General features: G+C 73.2%; 12 protein-coding genes and 1 pseudogene. 7 read left to right on the top strand and 6 right to left on the bottom strand.

The features are described from left to right. A pseudogene (locus tag AQJ67_RS42510) lies at positions 1-274 on the bottom strand (GAF domain-containing protein); the annotation flags it as partial. 117 nt (positions 275-391) lie between these two features. Here AQJ67_RS42510 and AQJ67_RS48055 point away from each other — a divergent pair. From AQJ67_RS48055 to AQJ67_RS42495, 4 genes are all read left to right on the top strand, one after another. Then, complete coding sequence (locus tag AQJ67_RS48055) at positions 392-568, top strand: hypothetical protein (RefSeq protein ID WP_159058937.1); 177 nt, start codon at positions 392-394, stop codon at positions 566-568. Positions 569-786: 218 nt separating this feature from the next. Continuing rightward, positions 787-1,290: a hypothetical protein gene (locus AQJ67_RS42505; protein ID WP_079056532.1), complete on the top strand. Its 504-nt coding sequence runs from the start codon at positions 787-789 to the stop codon at positions 1,288-1,290. A 163-nt stretch (positions 1,291-1,453) separates the two neighbouring features. Further along, on the top strand, positions 1,454-1,684 hold the full coding sequence (locus AQJ67_RS42500; RefSeq protein ID WP_062725213.1) for a response regulator transcription factor: 231 nt from the start codon (positions 1,454-1,456) through the stop codon (positions 1,682-1,684). A 120-nt stretch (positions 1,685-1,804) separates the two neighbouring features. Further along, positions 1,805-6,613, top strand: coding sequence for a type I polyketide synthase (locus AQJ67_RS42495; protein ID WP_062725211.1), 4,809 nt, complete (start codon positions 1,805-1,807; stop codon positions 6,611-6,613). A 210-nt stretch (positions 6,614-6,823) separates the two neighbouring features. Here AQJ67_RS42495 and pgm read toward each other — a convergent pair whose 3' ends face one another. Then, entirely contained in the window at positions 6,824-8,464 is a 1,641-nt protein-coding gene (pgm, locus tag AQJ67_RS42490; RefSeq protein ID WP_062725209.1) for a phosphoglucomutase (alpha-D-glucose-1,6-bisphosphate-dependent), read from the bottom strand. A 114-nt stretch (positions 8,465-8,578) separates the two neighbouring features. On the opposite strand from pgm, the gene AQJ67_RS42485 reads away from it, so the two are divergent. Together AQJ67_RS42485 and AQJ67_RS42480 are read left to right on the top strand one after the other, a co-directional pair. Continuing rightward, positions 8,579-9,280, top strand: a complete 702-nt coding sequence (locus AQJ67_RS42485; protein WP_079056531.1) for a class I SAM-dependent DNA methyltransferase — start codon at positions 8,579-8,581, stop codon at positions 9,278-9,280. 188 nt (positions 9,281-9,468) lie between these two features. Then, positions 9,469-10,368: a S1 family peptidase gene (locus tag AQJ67_RS42480; RefSeq protein WP_062725207.1), complete on the top strand. Its 900-nt coding sequence runs from the start codon at positions 9,469-9,471 to the stop codon at positions 10,366-10,368. Here AQJ67_RS42480 and AQJ67_RS42475 read toward each other — a convergent pair. Next, the gene (locus AQJ67_RS42475; protein WP_062725234.1) at positions 10,362-11,039 is read right to left on the bottom strand and encodes a helix-turn-helix transcriptional regulator; all 678 of its coding nucleotides are present in this window, start codon (positions 11,037-11,039) and stop codon (positions 10,362-10,364) included. The genes AQJ67_RS42480 and AQJ67_RS42475 overlap by 7 nt on opposite strands. Before the next feature lie 93 nt (positions 11,040-11,132). On the opposite strand from AQJ67_RS42475, the gene AQJ67_RS42470 reads away from it, so the two are divergent. Continuing rightward, a complete protein-coding gene (locus AQJ67_RS42470) occupies positions 11,133-11,567 on the top strand; it encodes a hypothetical protein (RefSeq protein WP_062725205.1) in 435 nt (144 codons plus the stop codon). A 55-nt stretch (positions 11,568-11,622) separates the two neighbouring features. Here the strand turns inward: AQJ67_RS42470 and secD are convergent, their stop codons facing one another. The 3 genes from secD to AQJ67_RS42455 form a co-directional block, all read right to left on the bottom strand. Then, positions 11,623-13,878 carry a protein translocase subunit SecD gene (gene secD, locus AQJ67_RS42465; protein ID WP_062725202.1) on the bottom strand — a complete coding sequence of 752 codons (2,256 nt, stop codon included), beginning with the start codon at positions 13,876-13,878 and terminating at the stop codon, positions 11,623-11,625. A gap of 81 nt (positions 13,879-13,959) precedes the next feature. After that, positions 13,960-14,373: a hypothetical protein gene (locus AQJ67_RS42460; protein ID WP_062725200.1), complete on the bottom strand. Its 414-nt coding sequence runs from the start codon at positions 14,371-14,373 to the stop codon at positions 13,960-13,962. A gap of 4 nt (positions 14,374-14,377) precedes the next feature. Then, complete coding sequence (locus tag AQJ67_RS42455; RefSeq protein ID WP_062725198.1) at positions 14,378-15,061, bottom strand: response regulator; 684 nt, start codon at positions 15,059-15,061, stop codon at positions 14,378-14,380.

Raw genomic sequence — 15,061 nt, 5'->3', positions numbered from 1 at the left:
CACCGGACGCGCGACGGCCAGGGCCTGCCCGGTGGACAGGCCCTAGCAGCGCCCGCTGGAGCTTGCCGACGACGCCTCGGACGCGGTCGTGCTCCCGGGCGTGCCGGATGTGGGAGGCGGCGCGTTCGGCGAGCAGGGCGAGCAGCTCTGCCTCCGGCTGGGCGAACGGCGAGCGGCCCCGGGCGCAGACCAGCACGCCGTAGGAGTGGCCGTCGGTGGCCAGGGGGACGCAGACCGCCGGTCGCGTGCCGTCGGACACCGGGGAGGGGGTCGCCTTCCCGTCCGAGCCGGCCGCTTCCCGGGCCGCCGCACGGGAGGCAGTGTCGCCGGGTCGCCGTGGACGGCCTCGTACGCCGGTCCGCCCTCACCGCCGAACCGCAGCACCGCCGCCGTGCCGCCCGTCTGCCCGGCGGCCTCCCTGGTCAGCTCCGCGCAGGTGGCGTCCTCGTCCAGCGTGGTGCCGATCCGGGCCAGGGCCGTACGCACCGCGGTCAGCCGGGACGACACGCCGAGGTCCGGCTCGGGTGTGCCACGGGACGCGACGGGGCGCGCCCTCGACGATCTGTGAAACGTCTGAAACCAGCGCACCACCCTGAACACCCAGGACGCGGGCGCGGGCGGACACAGGGAGCACGGGGGCGCACGCGCTGCATATATCTGCCGGTTTGGCGCGCGGGCGCTCGCCCCATACGGGGAATTGAGCCCCCGCCGTATGGCCGGGACACCGGGCAGCCGGTGCACTGAGGCCTCCATCTCGGTCGTCGGCGCACCACAGGGAGGCTCTACATGGCACTCACGGAGTGGACGAAGTCAATGGAGTGGCTGGCAGCGGCATCGGAGGATCCCGGCGCCTGCAAACAGGAGTGGCAGAACGGCAGCACCGGGGTCGCGCTTCTGGCCGCCGGACGGTTCTGGGACGTACTGATCGTGCCGGAGGCACTCGGGCTGCGCGTCGCCGACCTCCTGGAAGAGCTGCCCCTGCTCGACCGCGGCCCCTGCCTCCTGGACACCAGACGGCGCACCGTCGGCTTCCTGCTGCCCCCGGAGCCGCAGACCGTGTGGATCGGCACCGGCGTACGCCTGCTCGGCGCGGGCACCTGGATCGCCACTCCCGCCCCGCACTGCCGCTGGGGCGCCCTGCGCTGGCTCGTCCCGCCGGACGGCACCGGAACCCTGAACATGCCGGAGGTCCTGGAAATGGCCTTACAGCGCTGCGCGAGCGAGCTGTCCCGCACCCAGGGACACCCCGCGCCGGCCGCGTGCGCCACAGGGGGACGCGTACGGCCCTGACCGGCCCGGAGATGCCCCTGTGACGCGGCTGTGACAGTCGACGGACAGCGCCATGACGTCCACCGGCCAAGGTATTGGAAACGGACAAATTGCAGCTTTCGGACATCCATCGCTTCCGGTGATGTGAGCGGAGATGACCGAGTCGATCTGTCAGAGGACCCCCATGAGCTTCACCATCACCACCCCGCACGACGAAGCCACCGCCCCCGCGCTGGCCCCGCGCGAGAGGGAGACGCTCCAGCACATCGCCCGAGGCTGCACCTACCTCCAGGCGGCCCGGCTCATGGGACTGTCCAAGCACACGGTCGACGCCTACCTCCGTCGTATCCGCGCCAAGCTCGACATCAACAGCACCGCCGAGCTCACCCGGACGGCCATCGCCCTGGGTCTGTGACCCCGTCCGTAACCCCCGCCGCGCCCCGCGTCAAGTAACGAACAGCCGGGGCTGGGGCGTTCGTCCCCGACGAGGGACGGTTGCAGTCCACCCCCCACCGCAGACCCGAACAGGTTCCCCATGAATGACATCGCCATCGTCGGACTCGGCTGCCGCTTCCCCGGAGCCGCGGACCTCAGGGCGTACTGGAAGCTCCTCCTCCGTGGGGAACGGCAGTTCACCGCGGTCCCGAAGGACCGCTGGAACCATGACACGTTCCACCGGCCCGGCGACCCACAGGCCCCCGACAGCGCGTACACGGACCAGGTCGCTTTCCTGCGGGACGTGGACCGCTTCGCCGCCGGGCACTACGGTCTGCCGCCGCGTCGCGCCGAGGCCATGGACCCGCAGCACCGCCTGGCGCTCGACGTCACCCGTGAGGCCCTCGACGACGCCGGGCTGGGCCGCGGCGGCTTCGACCGGGAACGCACCGGCGTCTTCTTCGGCCTCTCGGTGTCCGACTACCGGGAACTCGCCACCGTGCGGGCCCGGGCCCTCGGACTCGCCGACGGATCCCTCGGCATGACCGCCGACACCGACGCCCTGAAGGCGCTCAAGGCCGGCGCCGCCCGGGATCTCCCGCCCATCGGCACCTTCACCATGCCGGGCGTCCTGCTCAACATGGCGCCCGCCGCCGTGAGCCGGCACTTCGGCCTCGGCGGCCCCAGCTTCACCGTGGACGCCGCGTGCTCCAGCTCTCTGGTGGCCCTCGACCACGCGGTTGCGCAGCTGCGTCGCGGTACCTGCGCGGCCGCGGTCGTCGGCGGGGTCTACCTGAGTCTCACGCCGGACAGCCTGGTCGGTTTCTCCCGGCTGGGCGCGCTGTCGGCCGCGGGGGTGTGCCGTCCGTTCGACACCAGGGCGGACGGCTTCGTGCTCGGCGAGGGGGCCGGCGCCGTGATCCTCCGGCCGCTCCAGGACGCGCTCGTCGACGGCAACCGCGTCTACGCCGTCATCAAGGGCATCGGCTCCGCCAACGACGGCGCCTCGGCGGGACCGCTGACGCCGAGCGCCGACGGACAGCTGCGTGCCATGCGCGGCGCGTTCGACGACGCGGGCCTGCCTCCGGACGCGGCCTCCTTCATCGAGGCGCACGGGACGGGGACCAGCGTCGGCGACCGCGCGGAGGTGGAGGCGCTGCGCCGCCTGCGGACCGAGGGCGGGGACCGGGACCCGGGCGTCTGCTACCTCTCCTCGGGCAAGGCCCTCATCGGGCACTCGCTGTCCGCGGCCGGCATCGCGGGCCTGATCAAGACCGCGCTGGTGGTGCACCACCGCACGGTCGTGCCGCAGCCCGACGTCATCCCCCATCCCGACCTGGGACTGGACTCCGCCGGCCTGCGCGTGGCCGACACCGCGCGGGCCCTGCCGCAGCCGCGGTCGAAGGGGGCCGCACCGGTCTGCGCGGCCGTCAGTTCCTTCGGTTTCGGTGGCACCAACGTGCACGCGGTCCTCCAGCAGGCGCCCGTCTCGACCTCCGTCCGGCGGCCTTCGTACTCCCCTCGGACAGGTGGCGTCGACGCCGTCCGGGACGCCGAGCCCCAGCTCGCGCTGATCTCGGCCGGCAGTCCGCAGTTGCTTCGGGAGCACATCGACGACCTCCTCGGCCATTTGGAGCACCCGGGCTCCCGGCCCATGCCGTCCATGGCGGCGCTGGCCCACACCTTGGCCGGGCGCGAGCCGCTGCCGAGCAGGCTGGCGATCGTCGCCGGTGACACGGCCGAGTTCACCGAACGGCTGCGCAGAGCACGCCGGCAGCTGGCCGAGGGGGCCCGGGGCGACCTCGGTGACGGTGCCTTCGCCGCGGACGCTCCGCTGCGGCCCGCCGCCCGCCGGATCGCCTTCGTCTATCCGGGCCAGGGCAGCCAGCGCCCCGGCATGATGCGGGAACTCCACGACCGGTACCCCGACTTCCGCGACGCCGTCGACGCCCTCGGCGCCGAAGCGCGGCGGCACACCGGCGTCGACCCGGCCGATCTGCTGTACGGGCCGGCGGCGGACTCGGCGAACGACACCGGCCTCAGGCGCCGCCTCGCCCCCACCGAGGTGTGCCAGCCGCTGCTCGGCACCGTGCAGCTCGCCGCCACCGGGCTGCTGGCGGCCTGCGGTGTCGGCCCGGATGTCGTACTGGGCCACAGCGTGGGTGAGTTCGCGGCCGCGGCGACGGCCGGTGTCCTCCCGGCCGAGGAGACCGTGGCCCTGCTGGCCCGGCGAGGCGCGGTCCTGCGGGACGCGGAGGGCGAGCCGCGCGGCGCGATGCTCGCCGTGCAGACGGACGAGGAGACCTGCCGACGGCTGGTCGAGGACGTCCGGGACGTGTGGATCGCATGCTTCAACGAGCCCCGGCAGACGGTGGTCAGCGGCACCAGGGAAGCCCTCGACGCGCTACGGCGACTCTGCGCCGAGGCCGGTGTCGCCACGAGGGCGCTCGAGGTCTCAGGCGCCTTCCACTCGCCGCGGCTGACGGCCGGCGACGAGGCCATGCGCGCCGACCTCGAAGGACGCCCGCTCACCGACCCCCGCCTGCCGCTGGTCTCCTGCGTGAGCGGGACCGTGTGCGACGACCCCGACGAGCTGCGCCGGCTGTGGTCGCGTCACGCCTCCGCGCCGGTCCGCTTCAGCGACGCCGTCCGCAGCGCCTACGACGCGGGCGCCCGCCTCTTCGTACAGGTGACGGGCGGCAACTCGCTCCTCTCCGCCGTCCGCCGCAATCTCGCCGAGCAGGACGACGTCCACGTCGTCGCCGTCGACAACCCCGCGCCGGACGGTCAGCGCGGCTACCTGGCCGCCCTCGCGCGCCTCGCCGTCCTGGGCGTCGACGTGGACGTACGACAGCTGATCGAGCCGGCCGACCGCCGACTGCTGGACCTGCCGATCGCCCGGCTGGAGACGCAGTCCTACTGGTGGGGGCACCGGCCGACAGCGGCGGCCCACGAGACCCCCTCCGCGCCGGCCACCCCCACGCCCCCGCCGACCCCCGCCGACGCGCCCCGCCCCCGGACGTCCCCCACCCCGACCAAGGACCACCCCATGCACGAGCTTCTCGACCTGATCCAGCACCAGATGACCCTCCTTGACCGCCTCGGCGAGGCGCTGACCGCGGCGCACTCGGAACCCGGCCAGCACGCCCAGCACGCCCAGCACGCCGAGCACGCCGAGCACGCCGAGCACGCCGAGCACGCCGACGAAGCAGTGGCGGGAACAGGGCCAGAGGTCGAGGCCGATGCAGGGGCGGAGGCAGGGGCAGAGGCAGAGGCAGAGATAGAGATAGAGGCAGAGGCGGCAGTGCAGGCCGCGGTGTTCGAGCAGATAGCCCGGATCAGCGCATTCCCCGCCAGTGATCTGCACGCCGGTCAGCGGCTGGTGGACGACCTCGGTTTCGACTCGCTGATGCTGACGGACCTGTTCACGTCGCTCAAACGGCGCTGGCCGTCCCTGACGGTCGACGAGAGGTGCGCCCGGCCCACGGTCGGCAGCGTCACGGCGATGGTGCGGGAGGAGGCGACACCCGGCCTGTCGGCCGGGCTGAGTCCGCTGCCCCGGCCGGCCGGTCCCCCGGTCCCCGAGCCCAGGCACGCCGAACCGAGGCACCCGGCACGAAGGCACCCCGAGCCCGCCCCCGCCGACTCCTCGCCGCCGCCGGCCGACCGGCTCCCGCAGGACCGGACCCGCATCGACCGCTTCCCCGAGGTGGCCGCGCACCAGGAGCGCATGAACCTGCTCGACCGGCTCGCCCTGCCGAACCCGTACTTCCGCGTGCACGAGGGCGACATGACGGACACCACCGTCGTGGACGGCCGTGAGCTGATCTCCTTCTCCGGCTTCAACTACCTGGGGCTGGCCGGCGACCCCCGGACAACCGAGGCGGCGGCGGAGGCCGTCGCACGGTGCGGTACGTCCGCGTCCGCCAGCCGGCTGCTGTCCGGCAGCCGTCCGCTTCACCTCCAGTTGGAGCGGGAACTGGCCGACACCCTCGGTACCGAGGACGCGATCACCCTGACCAGCGGCCACGCCACCAACGTCACCGTCATCGGGCATCTCGTAGGGCCGGACGACCTGATCGTCCACGACTCACTCGCCCACGACAGCATCCTCCAGGGCTGCAAGCTCTCCGGGGCCACGCGACGGCCCTTCCCGTACAACGACGCCGCCGCCCTGGACGCCCTCCTCACCCGGATTCGGCACCAGTACCGCCGTGTGCTCGTCGTCGTCGAGGGCGTGTACAGCATGGACGGCGACATCGCCGACCTGCCCGCGCTCATCGACGTCAAGCAGCGGCACGGCGCGCTTCTGATGGTCGACGAGGCGCACAGCATCGGCGTGATCGGCGCCACCGGGCGCGGTATCGGTGAGTACCACGACGTCGACCGCCGGGCCGTCGACCTGTGGGGCGGCACGCTGTCCAAGGCGCTGGCCGGGTGCGGCGGTTACATCGGGGCCGGCCGGAGTGTCGTGGAGTACCTCAGGTACACCGCCCCGGGGTTCGTCTACAGCGCCGGTATGACTCCCGCCAACGCCGCCGCCTCCCTGGCCGCGCTGCGCACGATGCGTGCCGAACCGCGGCGCCTGACACGCCTGCGGGAGAACTCGGCGCTCTTCGCGAGCCTGGCGCGCCGGGCCGGCGTCGACATCGGCGCTAGCCACGACTCGCCGATCGTCCCGTGCATCGTCGGGGACTCGGCGAGGACCCTGCAGTTGGCGGAGGCGCTGTTCCGGCAGGGCATCAGCGTCAACCCGATCCTCCACCCGGCCGTCCCCGAGGAGCTGACCCGACTGCGGTTCTTCGTCACCTGCGACCACACCCCGGACCAGATCCGCCACACCGTGGGCGCACTGCGACGGCACCTGCCGTACGCCGGTACCACCACGGCCGCCGCGGCTGCGGCCTGAGACGGGTCCGGCACCGTGCCCTCGTCCCCCGTCCCCGAGAACGGCCGAGCGGCCCCGCCGGGCCGGGTCGCCGCACTGACTCAGGTCCTCTTCGAAGCCGAGGTGTCTCCGTCATCTCCGTCAGCACGGGAGACGGCGAGGACGGCCGCCGGTGCGGCCCCGTGACTCACCGGCGGGCAACGATTCCGACGTTTCGTTTCGGACGGGGCGTCAGCCGCCGAGCGCCGCGAGCACCACGGACCTGGCCTCCTCCTGGACCTGGCGCAGATGGTCGGTGCCGAGGAACGACTCGCCGTAGATCTTGTAGACGTCCTCGGTGCCCGAAGGGCGGGCCGCGAACCAGGCGTTGGCGGTGGCCACCTTGATGCCGCCGAGGGCGGCGCCGTTGCCGGGCGCCTCGGTGAGGACCGTGGTGACCGGCTCGCCGGCGAGGGTGTCGGCGGTGACCTGACGCGGGGACAGCTTGGCGAGCAGGGCCTTCTCCTCGCGGGAGGCCGGGGCGTCGACGCGCGCGTAGGCGGGGGCGCCGAAGCGGTCGGTGAGCTCGGCGTAGTGCTGGGAGGGGGTCTTGCCGGTGACCGCCGTGATCTCGGAGGCGAGCAGGGCCAGGATGATGCCGTCCTTGTCGGTGGTCCACACCGAGCCGTCGCGGCGCAGGAAGGACGCGCCGGCCGACTCCTCGCCGCCGAAACCGAGCGTGCCGTCGGACAGGCCGTCCACGAACCACTTGAAGCCGACGGGGACTTCGACCAGCTCTCGGCCGACGTCGGCGGCGACCCGGTCGATCATGCTGGACGACACCAGGGTCTTGCCGATGCCGGCGCCCGCGGGCCACTCCTCGCGGTGCGAGAAGAGGTACGAGATCGCCACGGCCAGATAGTGGTTGGGGTTCATCAGGCCCGCGTCCGGGGTGACGATGCCGTGCCGGTCGGCGTCGGCGTCGTTGCCGGTGGCGATGTCGAAGCGGTCGCGTTGCTCGATGAGGGAGGCCATGGCGTACGGCGATGAGCAGTCCATGCGGATCCTGCCGTCCCAGTCGAGCGTCATGAAACGCCAGGTGGGGTCGGTCAGCGGGTTCACGACCGTGAGGTCGAGGCGGTGTTGTTCGGCGATCCGGCCCCAGTAGGCGACCGAGGCGCCGCCCAGCGGATCGGCGCCGATGCGCACACCGGCGGTCCGGATCGCCGCCAGGTCCAGCACGTTCGGCAGGTCGGCCACATAGGTACCGAGGAAGTCGTAGCGGCCCGTGCCGGACGCGGCCAGGGCGCGGGCGTACGGGATCCGGCGTACGTCCTTCAGGCCGCCGGTGATGATCTCGTTGGCGCGGTCCTGGATCCAGGAGGTCGCCTCGGAGCCGGCGGGGCCGCCGCTCGGCGGGTTGTACTTGAAGCCGCCGTCGGCGGGCGGGTTGTGCGAGGGGGTGACGACCACGCCGTCGGCGAGAGCGGACGTGCGGTTCCGGTTGTGGGTGAGGATGGCGTGCGAGACGGCCGGGGTGGGCGTGTAGCCGTCGGCCTGGTCGATGAGGACGGTCACGTCGTTGGCCGCGAAGACCTCCAGCGCCGTGATCCGGGCGGGCTCCGACAGGGCGTGGGTGTCGGCGCCGAGGAAGAGGGGGCCGTCGGTGCCCTGGGCGGCGCGGTACTCGCAGATGGCCTGGCTGGTGGCGGCGATGTGGTCCTCGTTGAACGCCGCCGCGAGGGACGAGCCGCGGTGTCCCGAGGTGCCGAACGCCACCCGTTGACCCGGTTCGGCCGGGTCGGGGTGCAGTGCGTAGTACGCCGTGACCAGGCGGGCCACATCGATGAGGTCCTCGGGCCGGGCGGCCTGCCCCGCTCGCGCGTCCTGCATTTCCCCGCTCCTCCGCACAGCTAGACCGTTGGGTACGGCCCTCATTCTCCCCTGCCCGGACCGTCGGGACGCGCATCGGGCCGCCGTTGTGGCACGCGTCCGACGGGTGCGACGATGCGGGCCGACGAGCGGAGGGACACCGACGTGGGGCACGACGACGTGAGACACGAGGACGTCAAGCGCCAACGGCCGCCCGCCGCCGCGCTGTTCGACGCGCTGGGCGCCGACTACGAGAAGGCGTTCGGCCGGGCCCCCGCGCACCTGGCCGCGCTGGAGTGGCTGATCGAGCGGCTGCCGCCCGCCGCGCGGACGCTGGACGTGGGCAGCGGCACCGGGCGGCCCACCGCGGCCGCGCTCGTCGGGGCGGGGCACTCGGTGCTGGGCGTCGACGTCTCCCCCGTGATGGTCGAACTCGCCGCCCGTCAGGTCCCCGAGGCCGAGTTCCGCCACGCCGACGTCAGGGAGCTGTCGTTCGAGGCGGGCTCGTTGGACGGCGTGTGCGTGTTCTTCTCGCTGCTGCAGATGACCCGCGCCGAGCAGTCGGCGCTGACGCGACGGCTGGCCCTGGCGCTGCGGCCCGGCGGGCATCTGGTGCTGGCCACCGTGCCCGCGGACGTGGAGGGTGTGGAGGTGGTCTTCATGGGCCGGCCGGTCCACGCGACCAGCTTCGCCGAGGAGGGCGTCGTCGGCATGGTGGAGGCGGCGGGGCTGACGGTGCTGTCCCGGCACAGTGTCACTTTCACGCCGGACCACCCCGGCGCCGGGCCGGAGCCCCACCTGTTCCTGTACTGCCGCCGCGACGGGACCGGCCGCTGACGCGACCGGACCAACTGGCTTCTCCTGCCCGTCCCTTCGGCCGAAGGCCACCTACCCCGACCGGGCGGGGCCGGACACACTGAGACGTCGGCCGGTCTCGACGCGGCGTCGGCGGGCAGCCCGTGGCCGCGTCCCGTGCGGCCGTGCGCCATCACTCGAACCTGCCCTACCGTCCCCGGGAGCCTTCAGTGAGCACAGTGCGCCGCACCCCCGTCAGACGTCGTCCACGGCTGGTCGCCTCGGTCGTGAGCCTGGTCGTGGCGGCAGCTCTCGCCATGTCCGACACGAGCGCGGCCGCAGCGCCCACGGCCGACGCCGGACCGTCCGCCGCGTCGGTGGCCGGCGCGGCCTCGGCCGTCGAGTCCCTGGGCGTCGCCGGGACGGCCTGGACCGTCGACGAGCGCACCGGGAAGCTGCGCGTCCTCGCCGACTCCACGGTCACCGACGCGGACCTGGCCAGAATCCGGCGGGCCACCGGGGCCTTCCCGGGTGTCGCGACCCTCGAACGGCTCGACGGCCGTCTGCGCACCCTCCTGTCGGGCGGCGACGGCATCTACGCGGCCGGCCGGCGCTGTTCGGCAGGGGTGAACGTGCGCAGCGGCAGCACGTACTACTTCGTCACCGCCGGCCACTGCACCGACACCCTGCCCACCTGGTACACCAGTTCCGCCATGACCACGACGGTCGGCGCCACCACCGGCACCAGCTTCCCCGGCAACGACTTCGGTGTCGTCCAGTACTCCAACCCGTCCGTGCCGCACCCGGGCACCATCGGAACCGTCGACGTCACCGGGACCGCGACCGCTTATGTCAGCCAGAGCGTGTGCCGCCGGGGCGCGACCACCGGGGTCCACTGCGGCGTGGTGACCGCGCTCAACGCGACCGTCACCTACCCGGAGGGGACCGTCTCCGGCCTGATCCGGACCAACATCTGCGCCGAGCCGGGCGACAGCGGGGGCCCGCTCTACGCCGGCGACAAGGTCGTCGGGATCCTCTCCGGCGGCTCCGGGAACTGCGCCTCGGGCGGGAGCACCTACTACCAGCCGATCCAGGAGGTACTGAGCGCCTACGGGCTTTCCGTCTACTGAGCCGTCGGTTCGAGACGGACGCAGCAGTGGCCGGCCCCGGGCGCCAGACACGCCTGGCGGCCTTGCTCGTCGAGCCCTTCGAGGACGCCGCGGAGCAGGTGGAGGTTCATGCCGCAGACGGTCTGCGTGTGTTCGCGGGCGAGCGCGTGGAAGGGGCAGTTGCCCAGCACGATCGCGTCACCGTCGTAGCGGGGCTCGAAGCCGTACTCCTCCAGCAGGTCGAACACGCCCGTGCGCTGCCCGGCCAGCTGGGTGCCGACCCCGTGGGCCTTTCGGTGCAGGACGGAACGGACCGGTTCGCCGGTGGCCTCGGACTCCTCCAGGGCCTGGGCCAGGAGCCGTCCGGCCAGCTCGTACTGCCGCTCGGGAAGATTGACGGTGACCTGCTTGGCGGAGCGCCGGTACAGCTTGGCCGGCCTGCCCGCTCCCGGGCCGGTGCGGCCGCTGCGCCGTTCGTAGACGACGTCGAGGAGTGACTCGTCCGCCAGTCGGTCCAGGTGGAAGGCCGCGGTCTGGCGCGCGAGCCCGAGCGCGGCGGCAGCCTCGTCACGGCTGACAGGCTCCTGCTGGCGCACGACATGGTCGTACAGCCTCCGGCGCGTCGGTTCGTCCAGAGCGGCGACGGCGGAGACGTCTGGGCGGCTGGCTTCGTTCGGACGGTCCACGAACACCAGTGTAAAACCCATGCCCATTGACTTAAGAACGCTGAGGCTGCTTCTATCGACAGTGAGAGTTGTTGTTAGAAGACGCGAAGGAACAACGCCATGTCGTCCACCACCACAACCACGTCGGCCGGGCCTCGGCGAGCCGCGCTCGCCGACCCCCGCTACCAGGCATTCGTCATCCTGCGCACCGGGTTCACCGTGGCGCCGATCCTGTTCGGACTGGACAAGTTCGCCAACCTCCTCGTGGACTGGCCCGGCTATCTCGCGCCGTGGATCAACGACGTCGTTCCGGGCAGCGCCCAGGCGGCCATGTACGCCGTCGGTGTCATCGAGATCGTCGCGGGTCTCGTCGTCGCTCTGGCCCCGCGCTTCGGGGGCTGGCTGGTGGCCGGATGGCTCGCCGGCATCATCGTCAACCTCCTGACCATCCCCGACTACTACGACGTCGCGCTGCGCGACTTCGGACTGCTGCTCGGCGCGGTGGCCCTGGCCAGGCTCGCCCAGGGCTACCACCGCGAGGGGCTGTCGCGCTGACGCCCCCGCGGTGACGCGAGCCTCACCCGCCCCGCCTGCCGGGGGATCCCGGCGGTCAGGGGCGGTGTGACGGCTTGCGGGGTGGGGTGCGGCGGTGCAGCCGGATCGCCAGGGGCGCCGCGGTGCAGACGGAGGAGCAGGTGCCGACCGCGAGGCCGATGAGCAGGGCGAGCGCGAAGTCGGTGAGCGAGGAGCCGCCCAGCACGGCGAGGGCGGTGAGGATGAACGCGGCGCCCATGCCGGTGTTCACGGTGCGGGGCAGGGTCTGCAGGATCGCCTGGTTCACGATGCCGGCGAACGGCGCCCGGGAGGCCTTGCGGGCCAGTTCCCTGACCCGGTCGAAGAGCACGACGGAGTCGTTGACCGAGTAGCCGACCACCGTGAGCAGGGCTGCCAGGAACACCCCGTCGACGGGCTTGCCCAGCCAGGCGAACACGCCGAGCAGGATCACCACGTCCTGGGCGAGGGCGACGACCGCGGCGGTGCCGAAGACCCAGCGGAACCGCACGGTGAGGTAGACGAGCTGCGCCCCGAGGGCCACGGCGAGCGCGATCAGCGCACCCTGGCGCAGCTCCTTGCCGAGGCTCGGGCCGATCAGCTCGTCACGGACCTTGTCCGCGCCGCCCGCGACGTCGTCCACGGCGCCGCCGACCTCGGCCGCTTCGGCGTCGGTCAACGTCCCGGTGCGGACCGTCAGGCCCGAGTCGCCCGAGGACTGCACGACGGCGCGGGGCAGTCCGGCGTCGGCGAGGGCGGTGCGGACCCGGTCGGGATCGACGGGGCCGGCGGTGGCGTACTCGATGAGACGGCCACCGGTGAACTCCACGCCGAGGTCGATCCCGCGCACCGCGATCCCCGAGCCGGCCAGCACCAGCACCGCGGCGGACGCGGCCAGCCAGCGCAGCGGCCGGCGCATCAGCTGGGGGTTGCGGCGGACCAGGCGGTCGCGGACCGCGCCGGTGGTGGCGATGCCGGTGAGGCGGGGGCGCCGGCGCACGCTCGGGCGGCTCGCCGCGAACTCGGCGAGGAGGCGGCTGATCACCAGGGCGCTGAACACGGCGGCGAGCACACCGATGCCGAGGGTGACGCCGAAGCCGCGGACGGGCCCGGAGGCGAGGAAGAACAGCAGGGCGGCCGCGATCAGCGTGGTGATGTTGGAGTCGGTGATCGCGCTGAAGGCGTTGCGGAAGCCGGCCGCGAGCGCCGAGCGGGTGCTGGGGCGGCGGCGGGCCGCGTACTCCTCCCTCGCGCGTTCGAAGACCAGCACGTTGGCGTCCACGGCCATGCCGATGGCCAGCACGAACCCGGCCAGGCCCGGCAGGGTCAGGGTGGCGCCGAGGGCGGCCAGGGCGGCGTAGGAGACAAGGCCGTAGCAGGCCAGGGCGAGGGCGGCGAGCCCGCCCAGCAGCCGGTAGACGGCGATGATGAACAGCGAGGTCAGCGCGGTGCCGATGGCGGCGGCCCAGGCGCTGGCGGCGATGGCCTGTGCGCCCAGGGTGGGGCCGACGGTGCGCTGTTCGACGGTTTCGACGGGCACGGGCAGGGCGCCGGCGTTGACGAGCAGGGACAGCTCGCGGGCTTCCTCCGGGCCGAAGGAGCCCGTGATCTGGGTGGCGCCGTCGCGGATGCCGGCCCCGCAGCCGACGGACGGGTCGACCTGCGGGGAGGAGATGACCTTGTCGTCGAGGACGATGGCGACCCTTCGCGCCGGGTCGCCCGCCGGATGGCAGGCGGCCTCACCGGTCAGCCGGGCCCAGCCGTCGCGGCCGGTGCCCTCGAAGTCGACGGTGACATGCCAGCCGGTGGCGCCCTGCTGGTCGAACCGGGCGGCGGCCTCCTTGACATGCTCGCCGGTCAGGGCAGCGGCCCCGAGGCGCAGGGGCGTGCCTGACTCGTCGGGCAGGACGCGTTCCCGTGGCCGCTTCGGCAGGGGGCGGGCGCTGTCGTCGGCGCTGTCGGCGGTGCCGAGCACCTGGTGGAAGGTGAGCTGTGCGGTACGGCCCAGGACGTCGGCGGCCTTCTTCGGGTCCTGCACGCCGGGCAGTTCGACGACGATCCGGTTCTCGCCGGAGCGGACGAGGGTGGGTTCGGCGACGCCGAGTGCGTCGATGCGGCCGCGCAGCACCTCCAGGCTGCGGTCGGTGGCCTCGCTGTCGGCTTCGGCGGTGGCGGTGGAGCGGGTCTCGAGGACGATCTGCGTACCGCCTCGTAGGTCGAGTCCGAGCCGGACCGGGACGGTGACGGCGATGTACAGGGACACGGCGAGCACGGCGAGGGCGAGCAGCGCCCGCACGCGCAGGGAACGGTTCAACGGAGCCTCCGGCAGGCACACCACCGCGGCGGCCGGCGCGGGCCGCCGCGGGGCGAGAGGGACGGGACGGGGAGAGGGGCGTCAGGTGCCGGAGGACACCGGGGGCGCCCGCCCGCGGTCGTGGGCCGTGTGGGGCTGTGAGGACGGCGAGTGGGGTGTCGTGGCCGGGGGCCGTACGCCCTGGGCAGGGGCGGCGGTGTCGGTGTCCTGGCCAGGGGCGAGGAGGGGGACGCGTGGGGCCGGGTGTTCGCTGGGCGGGTCGTTGCGGGTTGCGGCCCGGACGGCGCAGGCGGCGTCGCAGCCGTCGTCGGCGCGCGGCCCGTCGTCCCGGTGCTGTGCCGCCGCCACGGGTGCGCCGACGACCGGCGGGGCGGCGGCGCCGAGGGTGGTCAGCAGTGCCAGGAGGACGGCTGCCAGCAGTGCTACGGCGGGGGTATGTCGCACCTGCGGCGCGGTGCCGTTGGTCCCGGGGGCGATGGGCGCGGCGTCGGGCATGCGGTCAGGGTTCGATCAGGCCGGCGCGGATGGCGTAGCGGGTGAGGTCGAGGCGGTCGCGCAGGCCGAGTTTGTGCAGGAGGTTGGCGCGGTGGCGCTGGACGGTCTTGATGCTGATGAAGAGCAGGTCGGCGATCTCCTTGGACGAGTGGCCCTCGGCGACCAGCTTGAGGACCTCCTCCTCCCGGGGGGTGAGGATCTGGTCGGGGGTCTCCTGGCCGTGGCGGGCCCGGTCGAGGTAGTTGCGGATCAGCGCGGTGACCGCGCCGGGGTACAGGAACGGCTCGTCCCGCATCGCGGCCCGGCAGGCCTCGACCAGGTCCCGGTCGGCGACGGACTTCAGCACATAGCCGCTCGCGCCGGCCTTCAGGGCCTGGAAGAAGTACTGCTCGTTGTCGTGCATGGTGAGCATCAGGATCCGCAGCCCGGGCTTGAAGGCGGCCAGTTCACGGGCTGCCTGGAGTCCGGTCAGGCGGGGCATCGCGATGTCCAGCACGGCCAGGTCGACGTCGTGGGCGCGGGCCAGTTCGATGGCCTCCGCCCCGTCCCCGGCTTCCGCGACCACCTGGAGGTCGGGTTCCTGGTCGAGGATGAGCCGCACACCGCGGCGGACCAGCGCGTGGTCGTCGGCGAGCAGGATGCGGATCGTGTTCGTCCCCGCCGCGGCGGTGGTGGTCGTCTCGGGCAT

It is taken from the genome of Streptomyces caeruleatus (genome assembly GCF_001514235.1).
GTDB lineage: Bacteria > Actinomycetota > Actinomycetes > Streptomycetales > Streptomycetaceae > Streptomyces > Streptomyces caeruleatus.
This window is presented reverse-complemented; position numbering and strand designations above follow the sequence as displayed.

Bases quoted from the DNA above. Each gene is read 5' to 3' on its own strand.
- AQJ67_RS42460 (WP_062725200.1), bottom strand. From the start codon at position 14,373: ATGCCCGACGCCGCGCCCATCGCCCCCGGGACCAACGGCACCGCGCCG.
- AQJ67_RS42455 (WP_062725198.1), bottom strand. From the start codon at position 15,061: ATGCCCGAGACGACCACCACCGCCGCGGCGGGGACGAACACGATCCGC.
- pgm (WP_062725209.1), bottom strand. From the start codon at position 8,464: ATGCAGGACGCGCGAGCGGGGCAGGCCGCCCGGCCCGAGGACCTCATC.
- AQJ67_RS42505 (WP_079056532.1), top strand. From the start codon at position 787: ATGGCACTCACGGAGTGGACGAAGTCAATGGAGTGGCTGGCAGCGGCA.
- AQJ67_RS42485 (WP_079056531.1), top strand. From the start codon at position 8,579: ATGCGGGCCGACGAGCGGAGGGACACCGACGTGGGGCACGACGACGTG.
- AQJ67_RS42470 (WP_062725205.1), top strand. From the start codon at position 11,133: ATGTCGTCCACCACCACAACCACGTCGGCCGGGCCTCGGCGAGCCGCG.
- AQJ67_RS42495 (WP_062725211.1), top strand. From the start codon at position 1,805: ATGAATGACATCGCCATCGTCGGACTCGGCTGCCGCTTCCCCGGAGCC.
- AQJ67_RS42500 (WP_062725213.1), top strand. From the start codon at position 1,454: ATGAGCTTCACCATCACCACCCCGCACGACGAAGCCACCGCCCCCGCG.